The sequence below is a fragment of the Streptomyces drozdowiczii genome (assembly GCF_026167665.1).
Classification (GTDB): domain Bacteria; phylum Actinomycetota; class Actinomycetes; order Streptomycetales; family Streptomycetaceae; genus Streptomyces; species Streptomyces drozdowiczii_A.
Window position 1 is genome coordinate 831,699 of record NZ_CP098740.1, and the last position, 16,730, is coordinate 848,428.

Consider the following 16,730-nt stretch of genomic DNA (forward strand, 5'->3'; position numbering starts at 1 on the left):
GCGGAACGGATTCGGGAAGGGGGCGCCGGCGGATCAGCCGACCGGGCGGCTGATGCCGTGCAGGTAGCGCATCAGGGTCATCAGCACATCGCGGCTGGAGCCGCGCAGCCGGGCGTCGCAGTCGACTATCGGGACCTCGGCCGGGAGGTCCAGGGCCGCGCGCAGCGCCTCGACGGGGTGGGTCGGGGCCTCGGGGAAGGTGTTGATGGCGACGACGAACGGCACTCCGCGCTCCTCCAGGCGCCCGATGACGTCGAAGCTGGTTTCGAGCCGGCGGGTGTCGACGAGGACGACGGCGCCGAGCGCGCCCTCGAACAGGCCGTTCCAGAGGAACCAGAAGCGTTCCTGGCCGGGGGTGCCGAAGAGGTAGAGGATCAGCTCCTCGCTGATGCTGATCCGGCCGAAGTCCATGGCGACGGTGGTGGCGGTCTTGCTCTCCACACCGAAGTTGTCGTCCACGCCGACGCCGGCCTGCGTCATCGTCTCTTCGGTGGTCAGCGGCCGGATCTCGCTGACCGAACCGACCATGGTCGTCTTGCCGACCCCGAACCCTCCGACGATCACGACCTTCACCGCGGCGGTGGCCGTGGTGGGCAGGACGTCCTCGCTGCGGGGGCCCGTGATCGTGTCAGAGTTTCTGAAGTCCATGCATCACCGCTTCGAGGAGGGAACGGTCCGGGAGGGTCGCGCGGACGATCGGCGCGCGCGATTCGATCAGACCGGTGGCGAGGAGTTCGGTGAGGAGCGAAGTCACCACGCTGAACGGCAGGCTGAGGTAGGCGGAGAGTTCCGCGACGGATAACGGGGCCTGGCAGAGCCGGAGGATCACGGCCTGCTCGGGCTGGACCGTCGGTGACGGTTCCGACTTCGAGACAATCATCGTGACCAGGTCGAGCGCTGCCCGCTCGCTGCCGTCGGGATCGCCGGTGATGACGTAGAGCCTCTCCGGATCGCTCAGCGCCGGGTCGGTCTTGCGGCGTTCTCGTCGGGGAGAGTTCATCCGGCCTGCCCGTCGTGGCGGGGCGGGCTCGTGAGGTGGCCGCCGATGCGTACGACCATGTCGCGCATCCGCGCCCCGACGTGCCCGGCGTCCACCGTCTCGCCGGCGAGCACCGCGAGGTAGGCACCGGCGCCCGCGGCCATCAGATAGAAGAAGCCGCCGGTGACCTCGATGACGACGAGCCTCATCCGGCCGTCGCTGTACGGGATCTCGGAGGCGACGGCCGCCGCCAGGCTCTGGAGGCCGGCGCAGGCCGCCGCGAGCCGGTCGGCGACGTCGGGGTCGCCGCCGTGCTGGGCGATGCGCAGTCCGTCGGCGGAGAGCACGACGATCTGGTGGACGTCCGGGACGTCGTCGGCGAGCTCCTTGAGCATCCAGTCCATGTTGCCCCGCTGCTGGATCACCGCTGATCTCCCTTGTCCCACGCGTCGTCAGAGTCTTCGTCCGCCCTGGGCTCCTGGGGCACACCGTTGGCGGCCTTGGTGAACGCCTCCAGCCAGATGCCGGGGGGCGGTTCCTTGCTGTTGTCCTGGCCGTAGCCGTGGCCGTGGCCGTTGGTGCGGCCGGCGGTGGGGTCGGCGGCCTGTGCGGGAAGGTTGTGCGAGCCGAGCGGGGCGCGGCCCCGGCTGCGGCGCTGCGGGAGTCCGCCGGCGGTCCACTCGGTCACCACGGGCACGTCGTCCTGCATGGCGACGGCCGGGGTGACCGGGGCGGCCGGGCGGGGCTCGGAGACCACCGGGCCGGTCGCGGGGCGCGCGGCGACGGGGCTCGGCTTGCGGCGCTTGCCGCGCGGCGGCACGACGTGCTTCATGTCGGCGAGGTCGATATCGCTGGTGGGCCGCGAGGTGGCGCCGATGCCGTGGGCGATGCCGGGGGCCGGTCCTGTGGTGATCATGGCGCGGGGCACGATGAGCACGGCGCGCACGCCGCCGTACGCGGACTGGCGCAGCGAGACCTGGAGGTCGTACATCCGGGCGAGGCGGCCGACGACGGCCATGCCGAGGCGCGGGGACTCGCCGAGGTCGTTCATGCTGGATCCGGCCTGGGCCCTGGCGAGCATGTTCTCGGCGCGGGCGCGGGCCTCCTCGCTGAGGCTGACGCCGCCGTCCTCGATCTCGATGGCGATGCCGGTCTGCACCTCGACCGCGGTGACGTGCACCCGGGTCTGCGGGGGCGAGTAGCGGGTGGCGTTGTCGAGGAGTTCGGCGCAGGCGTGGATGAGCGGCTCCACCGCGGTGCCGATGATGGCGACCTTGGCGATCGAGTGCAGGTCGACGCGCGGGTACTCCAGGATGCGCGACATGGCGCCGCGCAACACGCTGAACAGCGGTACGGGCTTGGGCCACTGGCGGCTGGGGCGGGCGCCGCCGAGGACCGCGATGGAGTCGGCGAGGCGGCCGATCAGGGCGGTGCCGTGGTCGATGCGGAGCAGGTCGTCGAAGACGTCGGGGTTGCGCCCGTGGTGCTCCTCCATCTCCCGCAGCTCGCTGGCCTGTCGGTGGACGATCGCCTGGACGCGGCGGGCGACGTTGACGAAGGCGCGCTGCGCGGAGTCCCTGGTCGCCTCCTCGTTGTCGATGATGTCGAGCACCGTGTAGACGAGGGAGCGCTGGGAGTCGGGCAGGTGGCGGTAGACCGGGTCGGAGTCCACCACGTCGCGCAGCACCTCGTCGGGCGAATTGCCCACGCGCAGACGGTGGATGGCGGACGGCAGCAGCTCCTTGCTGATGCGTACAGTCTCTTCGTCGTGGTCGGCGATGCGCCGTTCCAGGACGGAGACGCGCTGTTGGTACTCGGCGTTGCGGCGGCGGATCGTCCGGCCGCGCCGGGCGATCTCCACGGCGAGCGCGGCGACCACGACGGTGGCGAATGCTCCGCACCAGACGACTGGTATCCGCGCGGGCTCGGCAACCAGCGCCGCCGCGGCGGCGGTCGCGCCCGCCATCACGACGACGGGCAGCAACAGGGCGCGGGCGACGGGGGCTTCCCGGCCGGCCGGCGGTGATTCAACACGGGCCATCTGAACCTCTGGCGGTTGATTCGGGATGTATTCCGGAGATTCGGCGCCTGTATGAACATAGAGAACAAGCGCGCGAATTCATCTCAACTCGGCTTCACTGCGCGTGAGCTTAGTCAGATCGAATCAGCGCTTTCGCACATTCCTCCAACCCCCTGCGCGAGCGCTCCCGCAGTAGTACGCTCACGAGTTTTTGCACGCACCGCCTTCAGGCGTGTGCGGGGAGTGACGGGGCGGAGGAATGAGGAAGAATCGCCCCGCGAGACCATGCAGGGGCACATACGAGCGAAGACGCTCGTACGAGTGATGCAGGACAGGCCCTAGCGGCGGGCGCCGCCGATGCGGCCCTCCAGTTGCACCAGCAACTCGCTGAGCTGTGCGCTGAGCCGGTCGCGGGACTCGGCGTCGAGGCCGGAGAGCACCGTGCGTTCGTACGCGAGCTGCCGGGGCAGCAGTCCGTCGACCAGGTCGCGGCCCTCGTCGGTGAGGCGGACGTAAGCGACCCTGCGGTCGCGCTCGTCGCCGCGCCGGGTGATCAGGCCGCGCTCCTGGAGGACCCGCAGCCGCTTGGTGACGGCGGCGCCGGAGGAGAAGGTCTCCCGGGCCAGTTCGCCGGGGGTCAGTTCGCGGTCGGTACGGCGTACGGCTCCGAGGAGGTCGAACTCCGCGCGGGTCAGCCCGGCCGCCCGCAGCGGGGCGTCCTCGGCCTGCTGGAGCAGCGCGGAGCAGCGGTTGATCCGGCCGATCAGCTCCATGGGCCCGGTGTCCAGTTCCGGGTTGACGGCCTGCCACTGCCGGACCACCGAGGCGACGATGTCGTCGGTCACACCGCTCCGTTCTCCTGGGCGGGGACGAACAGTCCCTGCCGTTTCGCTGTCGCCGCGAGCGTACGGTGTCCGGCCTGCTCGGCGGCGAGCACCGCCTCTCGGGGCAGGGCGGGCTGCCACCACTCGCCGGCCGCGGTGTCGTCCGCCTCGCGCAGCTCCACCAGGGTGCCGGTGAGCCGGCGGCGGGCGGCGTCCAGGGCGGCGGGCGCGGCTTCCGGCGCGGCGAGGGCCCGCACGGCGTGGGCGCGGGCGCGTTCGGCGTCGGCCAGCGCGCGCTCGACGCGGCCGGTGGCGCGGCGGTTGGTGACCAGGACGGCGGCGAGGAAGCCGACCGCGGCGCCGATCACGGTGTCCAGGACCCGGTCGCCGATCAGCTCGCCAGCCGGGTGGCTGCCCGCGTACTCCAGGACGAGGAGGGCCATCGGGGTCACGGCGACCGAGCCGAGCCAGTAGTTGCGGGTGATCAGCGCCTCGGCCGAGAAGGCGAAGAGGAGGCAGAAGCCGATGAGGGCGAGCGGCGCGGTCCGGGCGACCGGCAGGACGGCGGCGAAGACCAGGACGCCGATGAGGTTGCCGAGGGTGCGCTGGAGCGTGCGGTTCCAGGAGAGCGTGACGTTGGCCTGGTAGAGCGAGGCGGCGGTGACGAGCGCCCAGTACGGGCGGCCGACGCCCACCGCCGAGCAGGCGTACCCGGCCAGGGCGCAGCCGACGAGCGTGCGGGCGGCGACCGGGAGGAGCGGGGAGCCGGGGGCGAGGCCGCGCAGCAGCGTACGGAACGCACCGCGGCGGGCGGCGCGTTCGGCGTCGAGCCCGAAGAGTTCGGCGCCGCTGCCCGGGGCGGGCGGCGGGGTGGGCACCGGGCCCCGGGCGCGGGTGAGCCGGGCCCACTCGCGGAGCCGGCCGGCGTCGGCGGGGTCGGGGGCGCCCGCGAGGACCGAGGTCTCGGCGTGGACGACGAGACGTTCCAGGGCGCGGCGGGGACGGCCGGCGGCGAGGAGGGTCTGCCAGGCGGCGTGCACGGCGGTGACGGCGGCGCGGCGGGTGGCGTGACCGGGGTCGGCGGCGTGCGCGGCGGCGGCGTTCAGGGCGCGGGCAGTGGCGCGGCGCTCGGGGCCGTCGCGGCGGACGAGCGCGGGGGCGACGACGGCGACGAGCCAGGCGACGGCGCCCGCGCCGAGGGTGAGGGCGAGGTGACCGGGGACCTGGGCGAGGGTCTGCGGGACGAAGAGCGCGGCGGAGCTGACGAAGGTGAAGATCACCGGTCCGGGCGGGCCGATCCGGGTCGCGTCGCAGAGCAGCTTCTGCCCGGCGGCCAGGAGCGCGCCGACGGCGATGAGCACGGCGGTGGACGTGGTGAGCGAGGCGACGACGAGGGCGGTGCCGAGCCCCGCGATCATGCCGAGGACGACCCCGGCGACGGTTCCGGCGCGGCGGGCGTACGGGAGGTGGTGGCCGTACAACGCGCAGAGCGAGCCGGCCATCGTGTACATCACCAGGTCGAGCCGGCCGAGGGCGAGCAGCACCAGGTTGGGTATCGCGGTGGCCACGACGACGCTGGTGGCGGGCTTGAACCACATGTCGGACGGCCGGTTCAGGCGCAGCGGGCCGGTCAGCGGGAGCCTGCGGACGGCGGGCCTGGAGGACCTGATGGTTGTATCGCTCACTCATTTACTTTAACAGGTATTACACAAGTAAAACACCTGGATCGAAACCGATCCCCGGACCCCCGGACACGCCACCGCCCGCGCCCCTCGGACGAGGGGCGCGGGCGGTCGGGTGTGCGGGAGCGGGCTCAGCCGAGGCCGCGGGCGTCCTGCTTGAGGGCGGTGTCCACGGTGAGGGCCGTCGCCACCACGAGGCTCAGCAGCGGCTCGGGCAGCTGGTAGTGGATCTGGAGGACGTAGTTGTCCGCCGTCGTGAACAGCGTCTTCGCCAGCCCTTCCCAGGTCTTGGTGATCCGGGCGACCTCCTGGTCGTTGTGGTCCACGATCGCGAAGTTCCAGGCGCGCCAGTTCTCGGCCTTGATCGCGCCGATCTGCTGCCCGCCGGCCATGATCGCGAAGTTGATCTTGCCGATGGCGTTCTGCTGGACGATCTCGCCGACCGGCTGACCGTCGGGGCGCTCCACGACGACCCGGGACTTGATGAACTTCGCGGGGCGGGTCAGCAGGAGCTGCGGCTGACCGTACGCGTCGCGGATCTCCAGCCGGTGGGTCAGGTACTGGTCGATGCTGGTCAGGAAGCGGAGCACCTTGCGCAGGGCGCCCTGGCCGACCTGGACGACCGAGCCGACGGTGTTGCCGTGCTGGTCGAAGACGCTGTACTCGTTCGTCAGCTCGATCAGCTTGGCCTTCTGGTTCACGACCAGGACCTGCTGCTGGAAGAGCGAGCCGCCGGGGGCGCCGCCCTGCGGCTGCTGCGGGGCGCCCTGCTGGGGACGGCCACGGGCTGCGGCTGCGCCACCTGGGCCTGCGGCTGCGCGGGGGCCTGGGCCTGGTCGCCCGCAGGGTGGGTGTGCTCCGTCCACTGGGAACCGTCCCAGTAGCGCAGCAGCTGAGGGGCGCCGTGCGGATCCGGATACCAGCCCGCAGATACGTTCGAGTGCGTGGTCACCGGGGCACACTATCCCGCCATGGCCAAAATCGATCCTCTCGCCTGTTGATCCACAGGTTCACCGCTTCTTCCGCGCACTGCTTGAATCTTCAACGCGCCGCGTACGATGTGCGGGATGAACAGGGTGAGCGAGGGGCGGAGCGGCTGCGCGGCACCGGTGCGCCGGTCGTGCTCGCCTGGCTGTTCGTCCTGGTCGCGCTCGTCTCGTGCTGCGCGCCCCAGTCCGTACGCCCCCACTCCTCCCCCGAGTACGCTCCCGCCTCGGCCCTCGCGACGCTGACCGACCTCACGGTGGTCCGGGTCGTGGTGGCCGACAGCCCCCGCGACCGGGGCGTGGGCGATTCCTGCCACGACGCCTCGGAGCACTCGCCGCCCGTCGTGCTGCCCGCCCAGCCGGGCCCGGCGGCGGTCCCCTCGGCGGCCGTGGCGCTCCTCCCGCACCGCCCCCTGACCGGCGGCGGGTCCATCCGGGGTCCCTCCAACGACGCGGTCGGCGAGGTCGACCCCCTGCGCCTTCAGGTTCAGCGGACCTAGGACGGCCGGGAAACGCCCCGTGCCCGTTCCCGGGTGCGGCGGCTCCCCCTGCCGTACGCAGTCCGTCTCACGATCCTATGAACCGAAGGACCCGTCATGGCTTCCGCCGACAAGCAGAACACCAACAAGCAGAACCCCGGCAAGCAGAACCCCGGGAAGCAGAACAACCCCGCCGCCGCCCGTCGCGCCAAGCTGGAGGAGGCCCGCCGTCAGGAGCGGGCCCGTGAGCGCCGTTCCCGGATCATCACGCTCTCCGTGGGCGTGCTGGTGGTCGCCGGGCTCGTCGTCGGGGGCGGTTATCTGATGAACGCGGCCGATGAGCAGGACAAGGCCGAGGCCCAGGCGAAGACCTCGCCCGTCACCGGTGAGAAGAGCTGGGACAAGCTCACGCAGAACCATGTGGAGAAGACGGTCGACTACCCGATGAACCCGCCGGTCGGCGGCGACCACAACCCGGTGTGGATGAACTGCGACGGCGACGTCTACACCGCGTCCATACCGAAGGAGAACGCCGTCCACTCGCTGGAGCACGGCGCGGTGTGGGTCACGTACACCAGTAAGGCCGAGCCCGCCGACCTCAAGAAGCTGGAGGAGCGGGTGTCGTCCACGCCGTACTCGCTGATGAGCCCGGTGGAGGACCAGGCGGCGCCGCTGATGCTCAGCGCCTGGGGGAAGCAGCTCACGGTGAAGAGCGCCACGGACGCGCGCGTCGCGCAGTTCTTCACGAAGTACGTGCAGGGCCCGCAGACCCCCGAGCCGGGTGCCGCCTGCACCGGCGGGATCGCCAAGTGACGGCCGCGCCGCGCACCTCGCGGCCCCTGGTGCTGGCCGGCGGGGCGGTGCTGCTCCTGGCGCTCGCGCTGATCGCGCTCACCTTCGTACGCCCTTCGACGTCGGCGCCCGCGGCGGCGGCGTCCGCGTCCGCCCCGGCCGAGTCCTCGGCCGATGTGGGGTTCGCGCGTGACATGGCGGTCCACCATCAGCAGGCGGTCGAGATGGCGTTCATCGTCCGGGACCGCACCTCGGACGAGGCGGTGCGACGGCTCGCGTTCGACATCATCAACACCCAGGCCAACCAGCGCGGCATGCTGCTGGGCTGGCTGGAGATGTGGGGCCGGGCGAAGAGCTCCCCCGGGCCGCCCATGGCGTGGATGGGGCACACCTTCACCCCGCGCGGTGACGGCGCCCTGATGCCCGGCATGGCGACCGATGCCGAACTCGACAAGCTGCGGGCGGCCAAGGGCAGGGACGCCGAGATCCTCTTCCTGAAGCTGATGACCGCGCACCACAGGTCCGGCGCCGAGATGGCGCAGGCGGCGGCCTCGGCGGCGAGGACCGAGGAGGTCAGGAACCTGGCGTCGGGCATGGCCCTGGCCCAGAAGTCGGAGATCGCGCTCATGGCGGACATGCTCAAGGAGCGCGGGGCGTCCGCGTCCTGAGGCGCGGGCCGGGGCCGGGTGGCCCCGGCCCGCCAGGACCGTACTGACGTACGGAATCGCATAGGCTCGGGTCCGATATGAAGAGCAACCTCACACCGCTGGGGCCCAAGGCCGACAAGGACACCGTCCGGCGCAGCAATCTGAGCCTCGTGCTGCGGGCCGTCCGCGACGAGGGCGAGGGCGAGGCGACCCGGGCCGGGGTCGCCGCGCGCGTGGGGCTGACCCGGGCCGCCGTGTCCTCGCTGGTCGAGCAGCTGCTCGAAACCGGCTTCCTGACCGAGTCCGGGAAGACGTTCAGCGGGCAGGCCGGGCGCCCCGGGACCGCGCTGAAGACGGCGCGCACCGGGCCGGCCGGGCTCGGGGTCGAGGTCAACATCGACTACGTGTCGGTGTGCGTGGTCGACCTGGCCGGCACCGGCCGGGTCCGCCTCACCGAGCACCTGGACAACCGGGGCACCCCGCCCGCCGAGGTGCTGGCGCGGGCGGCCGGGATCGCCGCGCGCACCCTGGACTCGGCGCGGGAGCAGGAGCTGTATCCGGTCGGCGTGGCCCTGGCGCTCCCGGGCCTGGTCTCGGGCGGCGCGGTGCGCCAGGCGCCGAACCTGGGCTGGAACCAGGTCCCGGCCGAGGAGCTGTTCGCCGCCGCGCTGACCGCCGAGCACCCGGGCCACCAGGAGCTGCCGGTCCGTTCGGAGAACGAGGCGAATCTGGCGGCCCTGGCCGAGCTGTGGTTCGGCGGCCTGGAGCGCATCCGCAGCTTCCTCTATCTGACCGGCGAGATCGGCGTGGGCGGTGCCCTGGTCATCGACGGCGAGCTGCTGCGCGGGGCGCACGGCTTCGCCGGGGAGATCGGCCATGTGGTGGTGGACCCGGACGGCCCGCAGTGCCGGTGCGGTTCGCGCGGCTGCCTGGAGCAGTACGCGGGACAGGCGGCGCTGCTGCGGGCGGCCGGGGTCGACGGGGGCGGCGGCCTCGGCGTCGCGGAGCTGGAGAAGCGGGTGCGGGCGGGCGACGCGCGGGCGGTCGGCGCGGTCGCGGAGGCCGGGCGGATGCTGGGGCGGGTGCTGTCGGGGGCGGTCAATCTGCTGGACCCGGACGCGGTGGTGCTCGGCGGGATCTACCGGAACCTGATGCCGTGGCTGGCCGCGCCGGCCGACGAGGAGCTGACGGGCCGGGTGGTGTCCGGGCTCTGGGCGCCCGGCGGGGGCCGGCTGCGCGCGTCGTCGGTCGCGGGGGACGCGGCGCGGGGCGCGGCGGCGCTGGTGATGACGGATGTGCTGGCCGACCCGGTGGCGTACGCGCGCCCGGCGACGGTCTGAGACGTAGAAAGAAAAGGGGGGAGGGGCGTCCGCCCCTCCCCCCTTTGCCCTTGGTGTCAGCGGACGTTGAGCAGGTGGTCCATCGCCAGCTGGTCCAGGGCCTCGAAGGCCATGCCGCGCTCGGCCGCCGCGTCGACGTCGAACTCCTCGAACGCGGAGCGGTCGGCGAGCAGGCCGGCCACGCCGTCCTCGGCGGTGCGCTGGGCCAGCTCGTCCAGGCGGGAGGCGCGCAGCGCGTCCTGGACGGCCGGGTCGGCGCGGAAGGCGGCGGCGCGCTCCTTGAGGATGAGGTAGTTGCGCATGCAGCCGGCGGCGGAGGCCCAGACGCCGTCGTAGTCCTCGGTGCGCGGCGGCTTGAAGTCGAAGTGGCGCGGGCCCGCGTAGTCGGAGTTCTCCAGGAGGTCGACCAGCCAGAACGCCTGGCGCAGGTCACCGGCGCCGAAGCGGAGGTCCTGGTCGTACTTGATGCCGGACTGGCCGTTGAGGTCGATGTGGAAGAGCTTGCCCGCCCACAGGGCCTGGGCGATGCCGTGCGGGAAGTTCAGCCCGGCCATCTGCTCGTGGCCGGTCTCCGGGTTGACGCCGACCAGCTCGGGGCGCTCCAGGCGCTCGATGAAGGCGAGGGCGTGGCCGATGGTGGGGAGGAGGATGTCGCCGCGGGGCTCGTTGGGCTTGGGCTCGATGGCGAACTTCAGGTCGTAGCCCTGCTCGGTGACGTAGTCGCCCAGGAGGTCGAAGGCTTCCTTCATGCGGTCGAGCGCGACGCGGATGTCCTTGGCGGCGCCGGACTCGGAGCCCTCCCGGCCGCCCCAGGCGACGTAGGTGGTGGCGCCCAGCTCGACGGCCAGGTCGATGTTGCGCATGGTCTTGCGCAGGGCGTAGCGGCGGACGTCGCGGTCGTTGGCGGTGAACGCGCCGTCCTTGAAGACGGGGTGCGTGAAGAGGTTCGTCGTGGCCATGGGGACGACGAGGCCGGCCGCGTCGAGCGCCTGGCGGAAGCGCTTGACGATGCCCTCGCGCTCGGTGTCCGAGGAGCCGAAGGGGATCAGGTCGTCGTCGTGGAAGGTCACGCCGTACGCGCCCAGCTCGGCGAGGCGCTGCACGGAGTCGACCGGGTCGATCGCGGCGCGCGTCGCGTCACCGAAGGGGTCGCGGCCCTGCCAGCCCACGGTCCAGAGGCCGAAGGTGAACTTGTCCTCGGGGGTCGGTGCGAAGCGTTCCGTCATGGTGGTGCCGCCTTCGGGGCCGTGGGTCCGCAGCCGGTCGGGCGGCCGAACCTCAATTTGTTCACTGTCATGACTAATCATGCACGGGCAGCCCGTGCGACGTAAAGCCCCGGAGCGGAGACATCCGCGCGCCGCTGTCGCGAACCCGGAACGGGGCCTGTTCCGGACGGGTTCGATCACGTAATTTGTTTTGCGTACGATCAAATACCAGCGAATGAGGTCAGCCATGCCGCCGCATACCGTCGTCATCGGTGTGGACAGCTCCACCCAGTCCACCAAGGCGGCGTTCACCGACACCGCCACCGGCCGGCTGCTCGCCGTCGGCCGCGCCCCGCACGCGGTCACCGGCGAGGGCGGTGCGCGCGAGAGCGACCCCGAGGTCTGGTGGCAGGCCCTGCGCGACGCGGTCGCCGCCGGGCTGAAGGAGTCCGGGATCGCGCCGGCCGACGTCGTGGGCATCGCGGTCGCCGGCCAGCAGCACGGCCTGGTCGTCCTGGACGCCGAGGGCCGTCCGCTGCGCCCGGCCCTGCTGTGGAACGACACCCGGTCCGCCCCCAGGCCGCCGCCCTCACCGCCGCGCTCGGCGGCCCCGACGCCTGGACCGCGCGCACCGGTTCCGTCCCGGTGGCCGCGATGACCGCGTCGAAGTGGCAGTGGCTGCGCGAGAACGAGCCGGAGACCGCCGAGGCGGCCGCCGCGGTGCGCCTCCCGCACGACTTCCTGACCGAGCGGCTGTCGGGCCGGGCGGTCACCGACCCGGGCGACGCCTCGGGCACCTGCTGGTACTCCACCGCGACCGGCGCCTACGACCCGGAGCTGCTGGAGCTCATCGGCCTCGACGCGGCGCTGCTCCCCGAGGTGGCGCCGAGCGGCGGGGCGCGGATCGGTTCGCTGACGGAGGCGGCCGCCGAGGCGCTGGGGCTGCCCGCCGGGATCGCCGTCGCGGCGGGCACCGGGGACAACATGAGCGCCGCCGTCGGTCTCGGTCTGGGCGGCGGCGGGCTCCTCGACCACCCGGTGCTGAGCCTCGGCACATCGGGCACGGTCTTCGCGGCGTCCCGGACCCGGCCGGCGTCGGCCGCGCTCTCCGGGTTCGCGGCGGCGGACGGTACGTATCTGCCGCTGGCCTGCACCCTCAACTGCACGCTCGCCGTGGACAAGGTGGCCGCCCTGCTGGGCCTGGACCGCAATGACGCCGAGCCCGGCGGCGAGGCGGTGCTCCTGCCGTATCTGGACGGCGAGCGCACCCCGGACCTGCCGACGGCGGCCGGGCTCCTCACCGGACTGCGGCACGACACGACCCCGCGGCAGCTGCTCGGCGCCGCCTACGAGGGCGCGGTGGTGACCGTGCTGCGGGCGCTCGACGAGCTGTCGCGGGCCTGCGGTCTGGACCCGGCGGACCCCGAGGTGGCGGCCCGTCCGCTGCGGCTGATCGGCGGCGGGGCGCAGGGGCGCGTCTGGGTGGAGACCGTACGACGGCTGTCCGGGCGGCCGGTGATCGTGCCGGGGTCCGGGGAGCTGGTGGCGCTCGGGGCGGCGGCGCTCGCCGCTTCGGCGGCGACGGGGCGGACCCGGTGGCGGTCGCGGCCGGCTGGGAGACCGGCGACGACCTGCTCCTGGAGGCGGTGGAGCGGGATCTGACGGCGTGGGACCGGGTCAACTCCGTACTGGAGCGGGCGGCGGGTCCGCTGCTCGGTGGAGACCGCCCCGCCTGACCGGCCATCACCTTGCCGCTGTGCGTCGCGCGCAGCGGCAACCAGCCGTTTTGGCTAGCGAACTGATGTTCACTAGTATCCGGCGATGATCATAAGAAGAAGGCTGATGGCCGGGGTGGGCATCCTGCTCGCCACCCTGGCCACCGGGCTCGGCTCGGCGCTGCCCGCATCGGCCGGCGAAACCCCCACGCAAGCCTCCCCCAAGGTCGAACTGGTCCTCGACGTCAGCGGCTCCATGCGGACCCGCGACATCGACGGCCAGTCCCGGATGAGCGCGGCGAAGCAGGCGTTCAACGAGGTGCTGGACGCGGTGCCGGAGCAGGTGCAGCTCGGCATCCGCACCCTCGGCGCCGACTATCCGGGCGACGACCGCAAGGTGGGCTGCAAGGACACCAAGCAGCTGTACCCGGTCGGCCCGCTGGACCGCACCGAGGCGAAGACCGCCGTGGCCACGCTCGCCCCCACCGGCTGGACCCCGATCGGCCCCGCACTGCTGGGCGCCGCCGACGATCTGGAGGGCGGCGACTCCACCCGCCGGATCGTACTGATCAGCGACGGCGAGGACACCTGCGGCCCGCTCGACCCGTGCGAGGTCGCCCGCGACATCGCGGCGCGCGGCATCCACCTGGTCATCGACACCCTGGGCCTGGTGCCCAACGCGAAGATCCGCCAGCAGCTGACCTGCATCGCGGAGGCCACCGGCGGCACGTACACGGCCGTGCAGCACACCGATGAACTCTCGGGCCGTGTCAAGCAGTTGGTGGACCGGGCGGCGGAGCCCGTGGTCACCCCGGTCGCCACCAAGGGCGCCGACAGCTGCACGGACGCGCCCGAGCTGAAGCCGGGCCTCTACACCGACCGCGAGAAGTTCGCCGAGCACCGCTGGTACAGGGTCGAGGTGAAGCCGGGGCAGGAACTGCGCGCCTCGGTCAGCGTGTTCGCCGACCGCGCGGTCAACAACGACTACGGGATGCTGCTGCGCGCGGTGACCACGCACGGCCGCGAGATCGTCCGGGGCTCCGAGTCCGGGACCGGGCGCACCGACGCCATCTCGTCCGGGCTGCGCTACCCGAAGCCCGAGCAGGACGAGGACGAGCAGACCCCGGAGACCGTGTGCCTCCAGGTCAGCAACTCGTTCTCGGCGCCGGCCTCGGTGAAGACCGCCCCCGGCATGCCGCTGGAACTGACCGTCGACGTGGTGGACGCGCCCGACGAGGCGGCGGACGTCGCCGCGTTCGGTCTGGGCCACGGCTGGTGGCTGCTGGGCCTGCTCACCCTGACCGGATTGATCGTGGGCCTGCTCTTCGGCTGGATCTCACGCTGGCGCATCGCTGTCTGGAGGACCCGCTGATGTCCCGTACGAGACGTGTGCTCGCGGGCGCGCTGCTGACCGGCCTGGCCGTGCTGACCGGGGCGTCGGCCGCCGTGGCCGACGACGCCTCGCCGAGCCCGAGCGCTTCCGGTGACGCCTCGGGTCCCACGGAGGCCGGCACCACCTTCCGTACCGCCACGGCGCTCCAGCAGGGCGAGACCGCCACCGCCGGGGCGTCGACCGGCGACTACCTGTACTGGGTCTTCCCGGCCGACGCCGGGCAGCGCGCCACGGTGACCGCGAAGGTGACGCTGCCCGAGAGCGCCACCCGGCACGGGGCGCAGACCTGGCAGGTCGACGTGTACGACGGGCTGCGCCGCCGCCAGCCGTGTGTGTACGGGAAGCAGACCGGCACCGCGGCCGCCGAGGCCGCCGCGGTCGAGCTGACCTGTGTGCTGCGTACCGTCCGGGCCAACGCCGAGCCGTGGGCCAACGACCCGCTGCCGGGCAGCTACTACGTGCGCCTCACGGTCCTGGACCTGGCCCAGGCCGACCTCGGTCTGCCGGTGCGCACCGAGGTCGAGGTGAACTCGAAGGACCAGGGCGGGTCCGTCGATGTGGACGGCAGCCTGTCGAAGCCGCTGGTCCCGGGGGTCTCCTCGGCCGAGCGGGCTTCGGACGACGCGGACGGCTCCGACGCCTCCCCCGCCCCGGTCGCGCTCGCCGGTGAGCCCGAGGACGGCTGGTCCTCCGGCTGGTGGACCAGCCGCTGGCTGTGGACGGCCGGCGGCGGTGTGCTCGCCGCGCTGGCGGGCGTCTTCGGCTACTCGGTGACCCGGGGCCGGGGCCGCCCGTCCCACGTTCCGCCGGGCGCCTGACGCCGTGCCGTACGCCGGACCGGTCCCTGCTTCGGGGGCCGGTCCGGCGGCGTTACGCGCCCTGCCCTGCGAACGCCCCGTCCGCCCCGAAGGCCAGGGCCGCGAAGCGGTCGCCCATGCGGAGGTGGGTGGCGGCGTCCGGGTGGAGGGCGTCGGGGAGGGGGAGTTCTTCCGCGTCCGCCTCGCCGTAGAGTTCGCGGCCGTCCAGGTAGTGCAACTGCGGGTCGTCGCCGGAGCGTTGCTCCACCAGGCGGGCCAGTTCATCGCGGATGACGCGCAGCGTCAGCTTGCCGGTGTCCCGGTCCCCGGGGTCGCCCATCGCCGCGAAGCGGACCCTGCCCTCGCCGAGGCGGCTGAGGTCGGGGACGCTGGGGCCCGGGGTGTCCTCGTGGATGGGGCACAGCACGGGCGAGACCACCAGGAGCGGGGCGCCCGGGTGGCCCTCGCGGATGGTGTCGAGGAAGCCGTGCACCGCCGGGGCGAAGGCGCGCAGGCGCATCACGTCGGCGTTGACGAGGTTGATGCCGATCTTGACGCTGATCAGGTCCGCCGGGGTGTCCCGCATCGCGCGGGCCGTGAACGGGTCGAGCAGGGCGCTGCCGCCGAGGCCCAGGTTGACCAGCTCGACGCCGCCGAGCAGCGCCGCACGCGCGGGCCAGGTGGCGGTGGGGCTCGCGGCGTCGGAGCCGTGGCTGATCGAACTCCCGTGGTGCAGCCACACCTTGCGGCCGGAGGCCGGGGCGGGGGTGACGGGCGCGTCGGTGTGCAGGGCGACGACCTCGGTCCGTTCGTTGTACGGCAACCAGACCTCGACGTCCTTCTCGCGGTCCGGGAGACCGTCGAACCGTACGGACCCGACCGGGCCGTCGCGGAACCGGGTCGACCCGGTCGTCATGTCGACGTCGAGGACGTTGCCGCCGGTCGCCGAGGACCGCGCCGCGAGGACGCCGTCGACCAGCAGGTCGTACACCCCGCCGGGCCTCGGCGGGACGCCCTGGTAGACGGTGCGGGTGCGCCGCGCCTCCAGCTCGACCACCGTGGCCCGGGTCCGGAAGGCGAGCCGCACGCCGGAGGGCTGGGCCTCGGCCAGGGCGATCTGGCCGTCCGGGGCCTGGGCGCGGGCGGCGGGCGGCAGGCGGTGCGGGAGCAGCCCGACCTCGGTGCGCTCCACGTCGAGCGCGCCGCGCAGGAGGCCGGGGGTGACGGGGGTGGTGTACGGGAGGGGTGCGGGCGTTTCGGTGCTCATGGCTCCACCTGGGGTTGCGGAGTTACGCGGGCCAGTTGCGCAGGAGGGCGTCCAGCGCGTCCAGGGTGCGGGTCCAGGACTCCTGCGAGTCGGGGGCGCTGTGGCTGAACCCGCCCTGGGCCTCCAGGCTGACGAATCCGTGGAACACGCTGCCCAGGAGCCGTACGGCATGCGTCTGGTCCGGCTCGGTCAGGTCGTAGCCGCGCAGGATGGCGCGGGTCATCCGCGAGTGCCGCAGGCCGGCGCCGGCGGCCGCCGCTTCGGGGTCCAGCTTCAGCTGGGCCGCCGCGTAACGGCCGGGGTGCTCGCGGGCGTAGTCCCGGTACATGTCGCCGAGAGCGCTCAGCGCGTCCTTCCCGGCCCGTCCGACGAGGGCGGCGGCGCCCCGGTCGGCCATCTCCTCCAGGGCGAGCAGGGCGATCCGGGTCTTCAGGTCGTGGGAGTTCTTCAGGTGCGAGTAGAGGCTCGCGACCTTGACGTCGAACCGCCGCGCCAGCGCCGAAACGGTCACCTGCTCGAAGCCGACCTCGTCGGCCAGTTCGGCGCCCGCCCCGGTCAGGCGTTCGGCGGTCAGCCCCGCGCGCACCATGGTCGCCTCCTCGTC

General features: G+C 73.0%; 15 protein-coding genes and 2 pseudogenes. 7 read left to right on the top strand and 10 right to left on the bottom strand.

Going from position 1 to position 16,730, the window contains the following annotated elements; translation table 11 throughout:
* Nucleotides 1-33: 33 nt before the first annotated feature.
* From NEH16_RS03780 to NEH16_RS03810, 7 genes and pseudogenes are all read right to left on the bottom strand, one after another.
* A complete protein-coding gene (locus NEH16_RS03780) occupies nucleotides 34-648 on the bottom strand; it encodes a GTP-binding protein (protein WP_073965757.1) in 615 nt (204 codons plus the stop codon).
* Nucleotides 629-1,000 (bottom strand): DUF742 domain-containing protein, encoded by a 372-nt coding sequence (locus NEH16_RS03785; RefSeq protein WP_073965758.1) that lies wholly within the window; start codon nucleotides 998-1,000, stop codon nucleotides 629-631. Before NEH16_RS03785 ends, NEH16_RS03780 begins: the two co-directional genes overlap by 20 nt.
* On the bottom strand, nucleotides 997-1,404 hold the full coding sequence (locus NEH16_RS03790) for a roadblock/LC7 domain-containing protein (RefSeq protein ID WP_073965759.1): 408 nt from the start codon (nucleotides 1,402-1,404) through the stop codon (nucleotides 997-999). Before NEH16_RS03790 ends, NEH16_RS03785 begins: the two co-directional genes overlap by 4 nt.
* Nucleotides 1,401-3,020, bottom strand: a complete 1,620-nt coding sequence (locus NEH16_RS03795; RefSeq protein ID WP_073965760.1) for an ATP-binding protein — start codon at nucleotides 3,018-3,020, stop codon at nucleotides 1,401-1,403. Before NEH16_RS03795 ends, NEH16_RS03790 begins: the two co-directional genes overlap by 4 nt.
* Nucleotides 3,021-3,337: 317 nt before the next feature.
* Entirely contained in the window at nucleotides 3,338-3,844 is a 507-nt protein-coding gene (locus NEH16_RS03800) for a MarR family winged helix-turn-helix transcriptional regulator (RefSeq protein WP_073965761.1), read from the bottom strand.
* Nucleotides 3,841-5,508 (bottom strand): FUSC family protein, encoded by a 1,668-nt coding sequence (locus NEH16_RS03805; RefSeq protein ID WP_265539187.1) that lies wholly within the window; start codon nucleotides 5,506-5,508, stop codon nucleotides 3,841-3,843. Before NEH16_RS03805 ends, NEH16_RS03800 begins: the two co-directional genes overlap by 4 nt.
* A gap of 128 nt (nucleotides 5,509-5,636) precedes the next feature.
* Nucleotides 5,637-6,457 (bottom strand): annotated as a pseudogene (locus NEH16_RS03810) (phospholipid scramblase-related protein).
* A gap of 81 nt (nucleotides 6,458-6,538) precedes the next feature.
* On the opposite strand from NEH16_RS03810, the gene NEH16_RS03815 reads away from it, so the two are divergent.
* The 4 genes from NEH16_RS03815 to NEH16_RS03830 all read left to right on the top strand — a co-directional run bounded on the left by NEH16_RS03815 (nucleotide 6,539) and on the right by NEH16_RS03830 (nucleotide 9,749).
* On the top strand, nucleotides 6,539-6,991 hold the full coding sequence (locus NEH16_RS03815; protein ID WP_265539189.1) for a hypothetical protein: 453 nt from the start codon (nucleotides 6,539-6,541) through the stop codon (nucleotides 6,989-6,991).
* A 96-nt stretch (nucleotides 6,992-7,087) separates the two neighbouring features.
* On the top strand, nucleotides 7,088-7,783 hold the full coding sequence (locus NEH16_RS03820) for a DUF3105 domain-containing protein (RefSeq protein ID WP_265539191.1): 696 nt from the start codon (nucleotides 7,088-7,090) through the stop codon (nucleotides 7,781-7,783).
* Nucleotides 7,780-8,430: a DUF305 domain-containing protein gene (locus NEH16_RS03825; RefSeq protein WP_265539193.1), complete on the top strand. Its 651-nt coding sequence runs from the start codon at nucleotides 7,780-7,782 to the stop codon at nucleotides 8,428-8,430. Before NEH16_RS03820 ends, NEH16_RS03825 begins: the two co-directional genes overlap by 4 nt.
* A 77-nt stretch (nucleotides 8,431-8,507) precedes the next feature.
* Nucleotides 8,508-9,749, top strand: coding sequence for an ROK family protein (locus tag NEH16_RS03830; protein WP_265539195.1), 1,242 nt, complete (start codon nucleotides 8,508-8,510; stop codon nucleotides 9,747-9,749).
* A gap of 56 nt (nucleotides 9,750-9,805) precedes the next feature.
* Here the strand turns inward: NEH16_RS03830 and xylA are convergent, their stop codons facing one another.
* Nucleotides 9,806-10,975, bottom strand: a complete 1,170-nt coding sequence (xylA, locus tag NEH16_RS03835) for a xylose isomerase (protein WP_265539197.1) — start codon at nucleotides 10,973-10,975, stop codon at nucleotides 9,806-9,808.
* A 226-nt stretch (nucleotides 10,976-11,201) separates the two neighbouring features.
* Between xylA and xylB the strand changes: the two are divergent.
* From xylB to NEH16_RS03850, 3 genes and pseudogenes are all read left to right on the top strand, one after another.
* Nucleotides 11,202-12,690 (top strand): annotated as a pseudogene (gene xylB / locus NEH16_RS03840) (xylulokinase).
* A gap of 85 nt (nucleotides 12,691-12,775) precedes the next feature.
* A complete protein-coding gene (locus tag NEH16_RS03845) occupies nucleotides 12,776-14,041 on the top strand; it encodes a VWA domain-containing protein (RefSeq protein WP_265539199.1) in 1,266 nt (421 codons plus the stop codon).
* Complete coding sequence (locus NEH16_RS03850; protein WP_265539201.1) at nucleotides 14,041-14,880, top strand: hypothetical protein; 840 nt, start codon at nucleotides 14,041-14,043, stop codon at nucleotides 14,878-14,880. The genes NEH16_RS03845 and NEH16_RS03850 overlap by 1 nt, the downstream gene beginning before the upstream one ends.
* Nucleotides 14,881-14,932: 52 nt before the next feature.
* On the opposite strand, the gene NEH16_RS03855 is transcribed toward NEH16_RS03850, so the two are convergent.
* The gene (locus NEH16_RS03855; RefSeq protein ID WP_265539202.1) at nucleotides 14,933-16,126 is read right to left on the bottom strand and encodes a GDSL-type esterase/lipase family protein; all 1,194 of its coding nucleotides are present in this window, start codon (nucleotides 16,124-16,126) and stop codon (nucleotides 14,933-14,935) included.
* Nucleotides 16,127-16,148: 22 nt separating this feature from the next.
* Nucleotides 16,149-16,715, bottom strand: coding sequence for a TetR/AcrR family transcriptional regulator (locus NEH16_RS03860; RefSeq protein WP_265539204.1), 567 nt, complete (start codon nucleotides 16,713-16,715; stop codon nucleotides 16,149-16,151).
* Nucleotides 16,716-16,730: the final 15 nt, after the last annotated feature.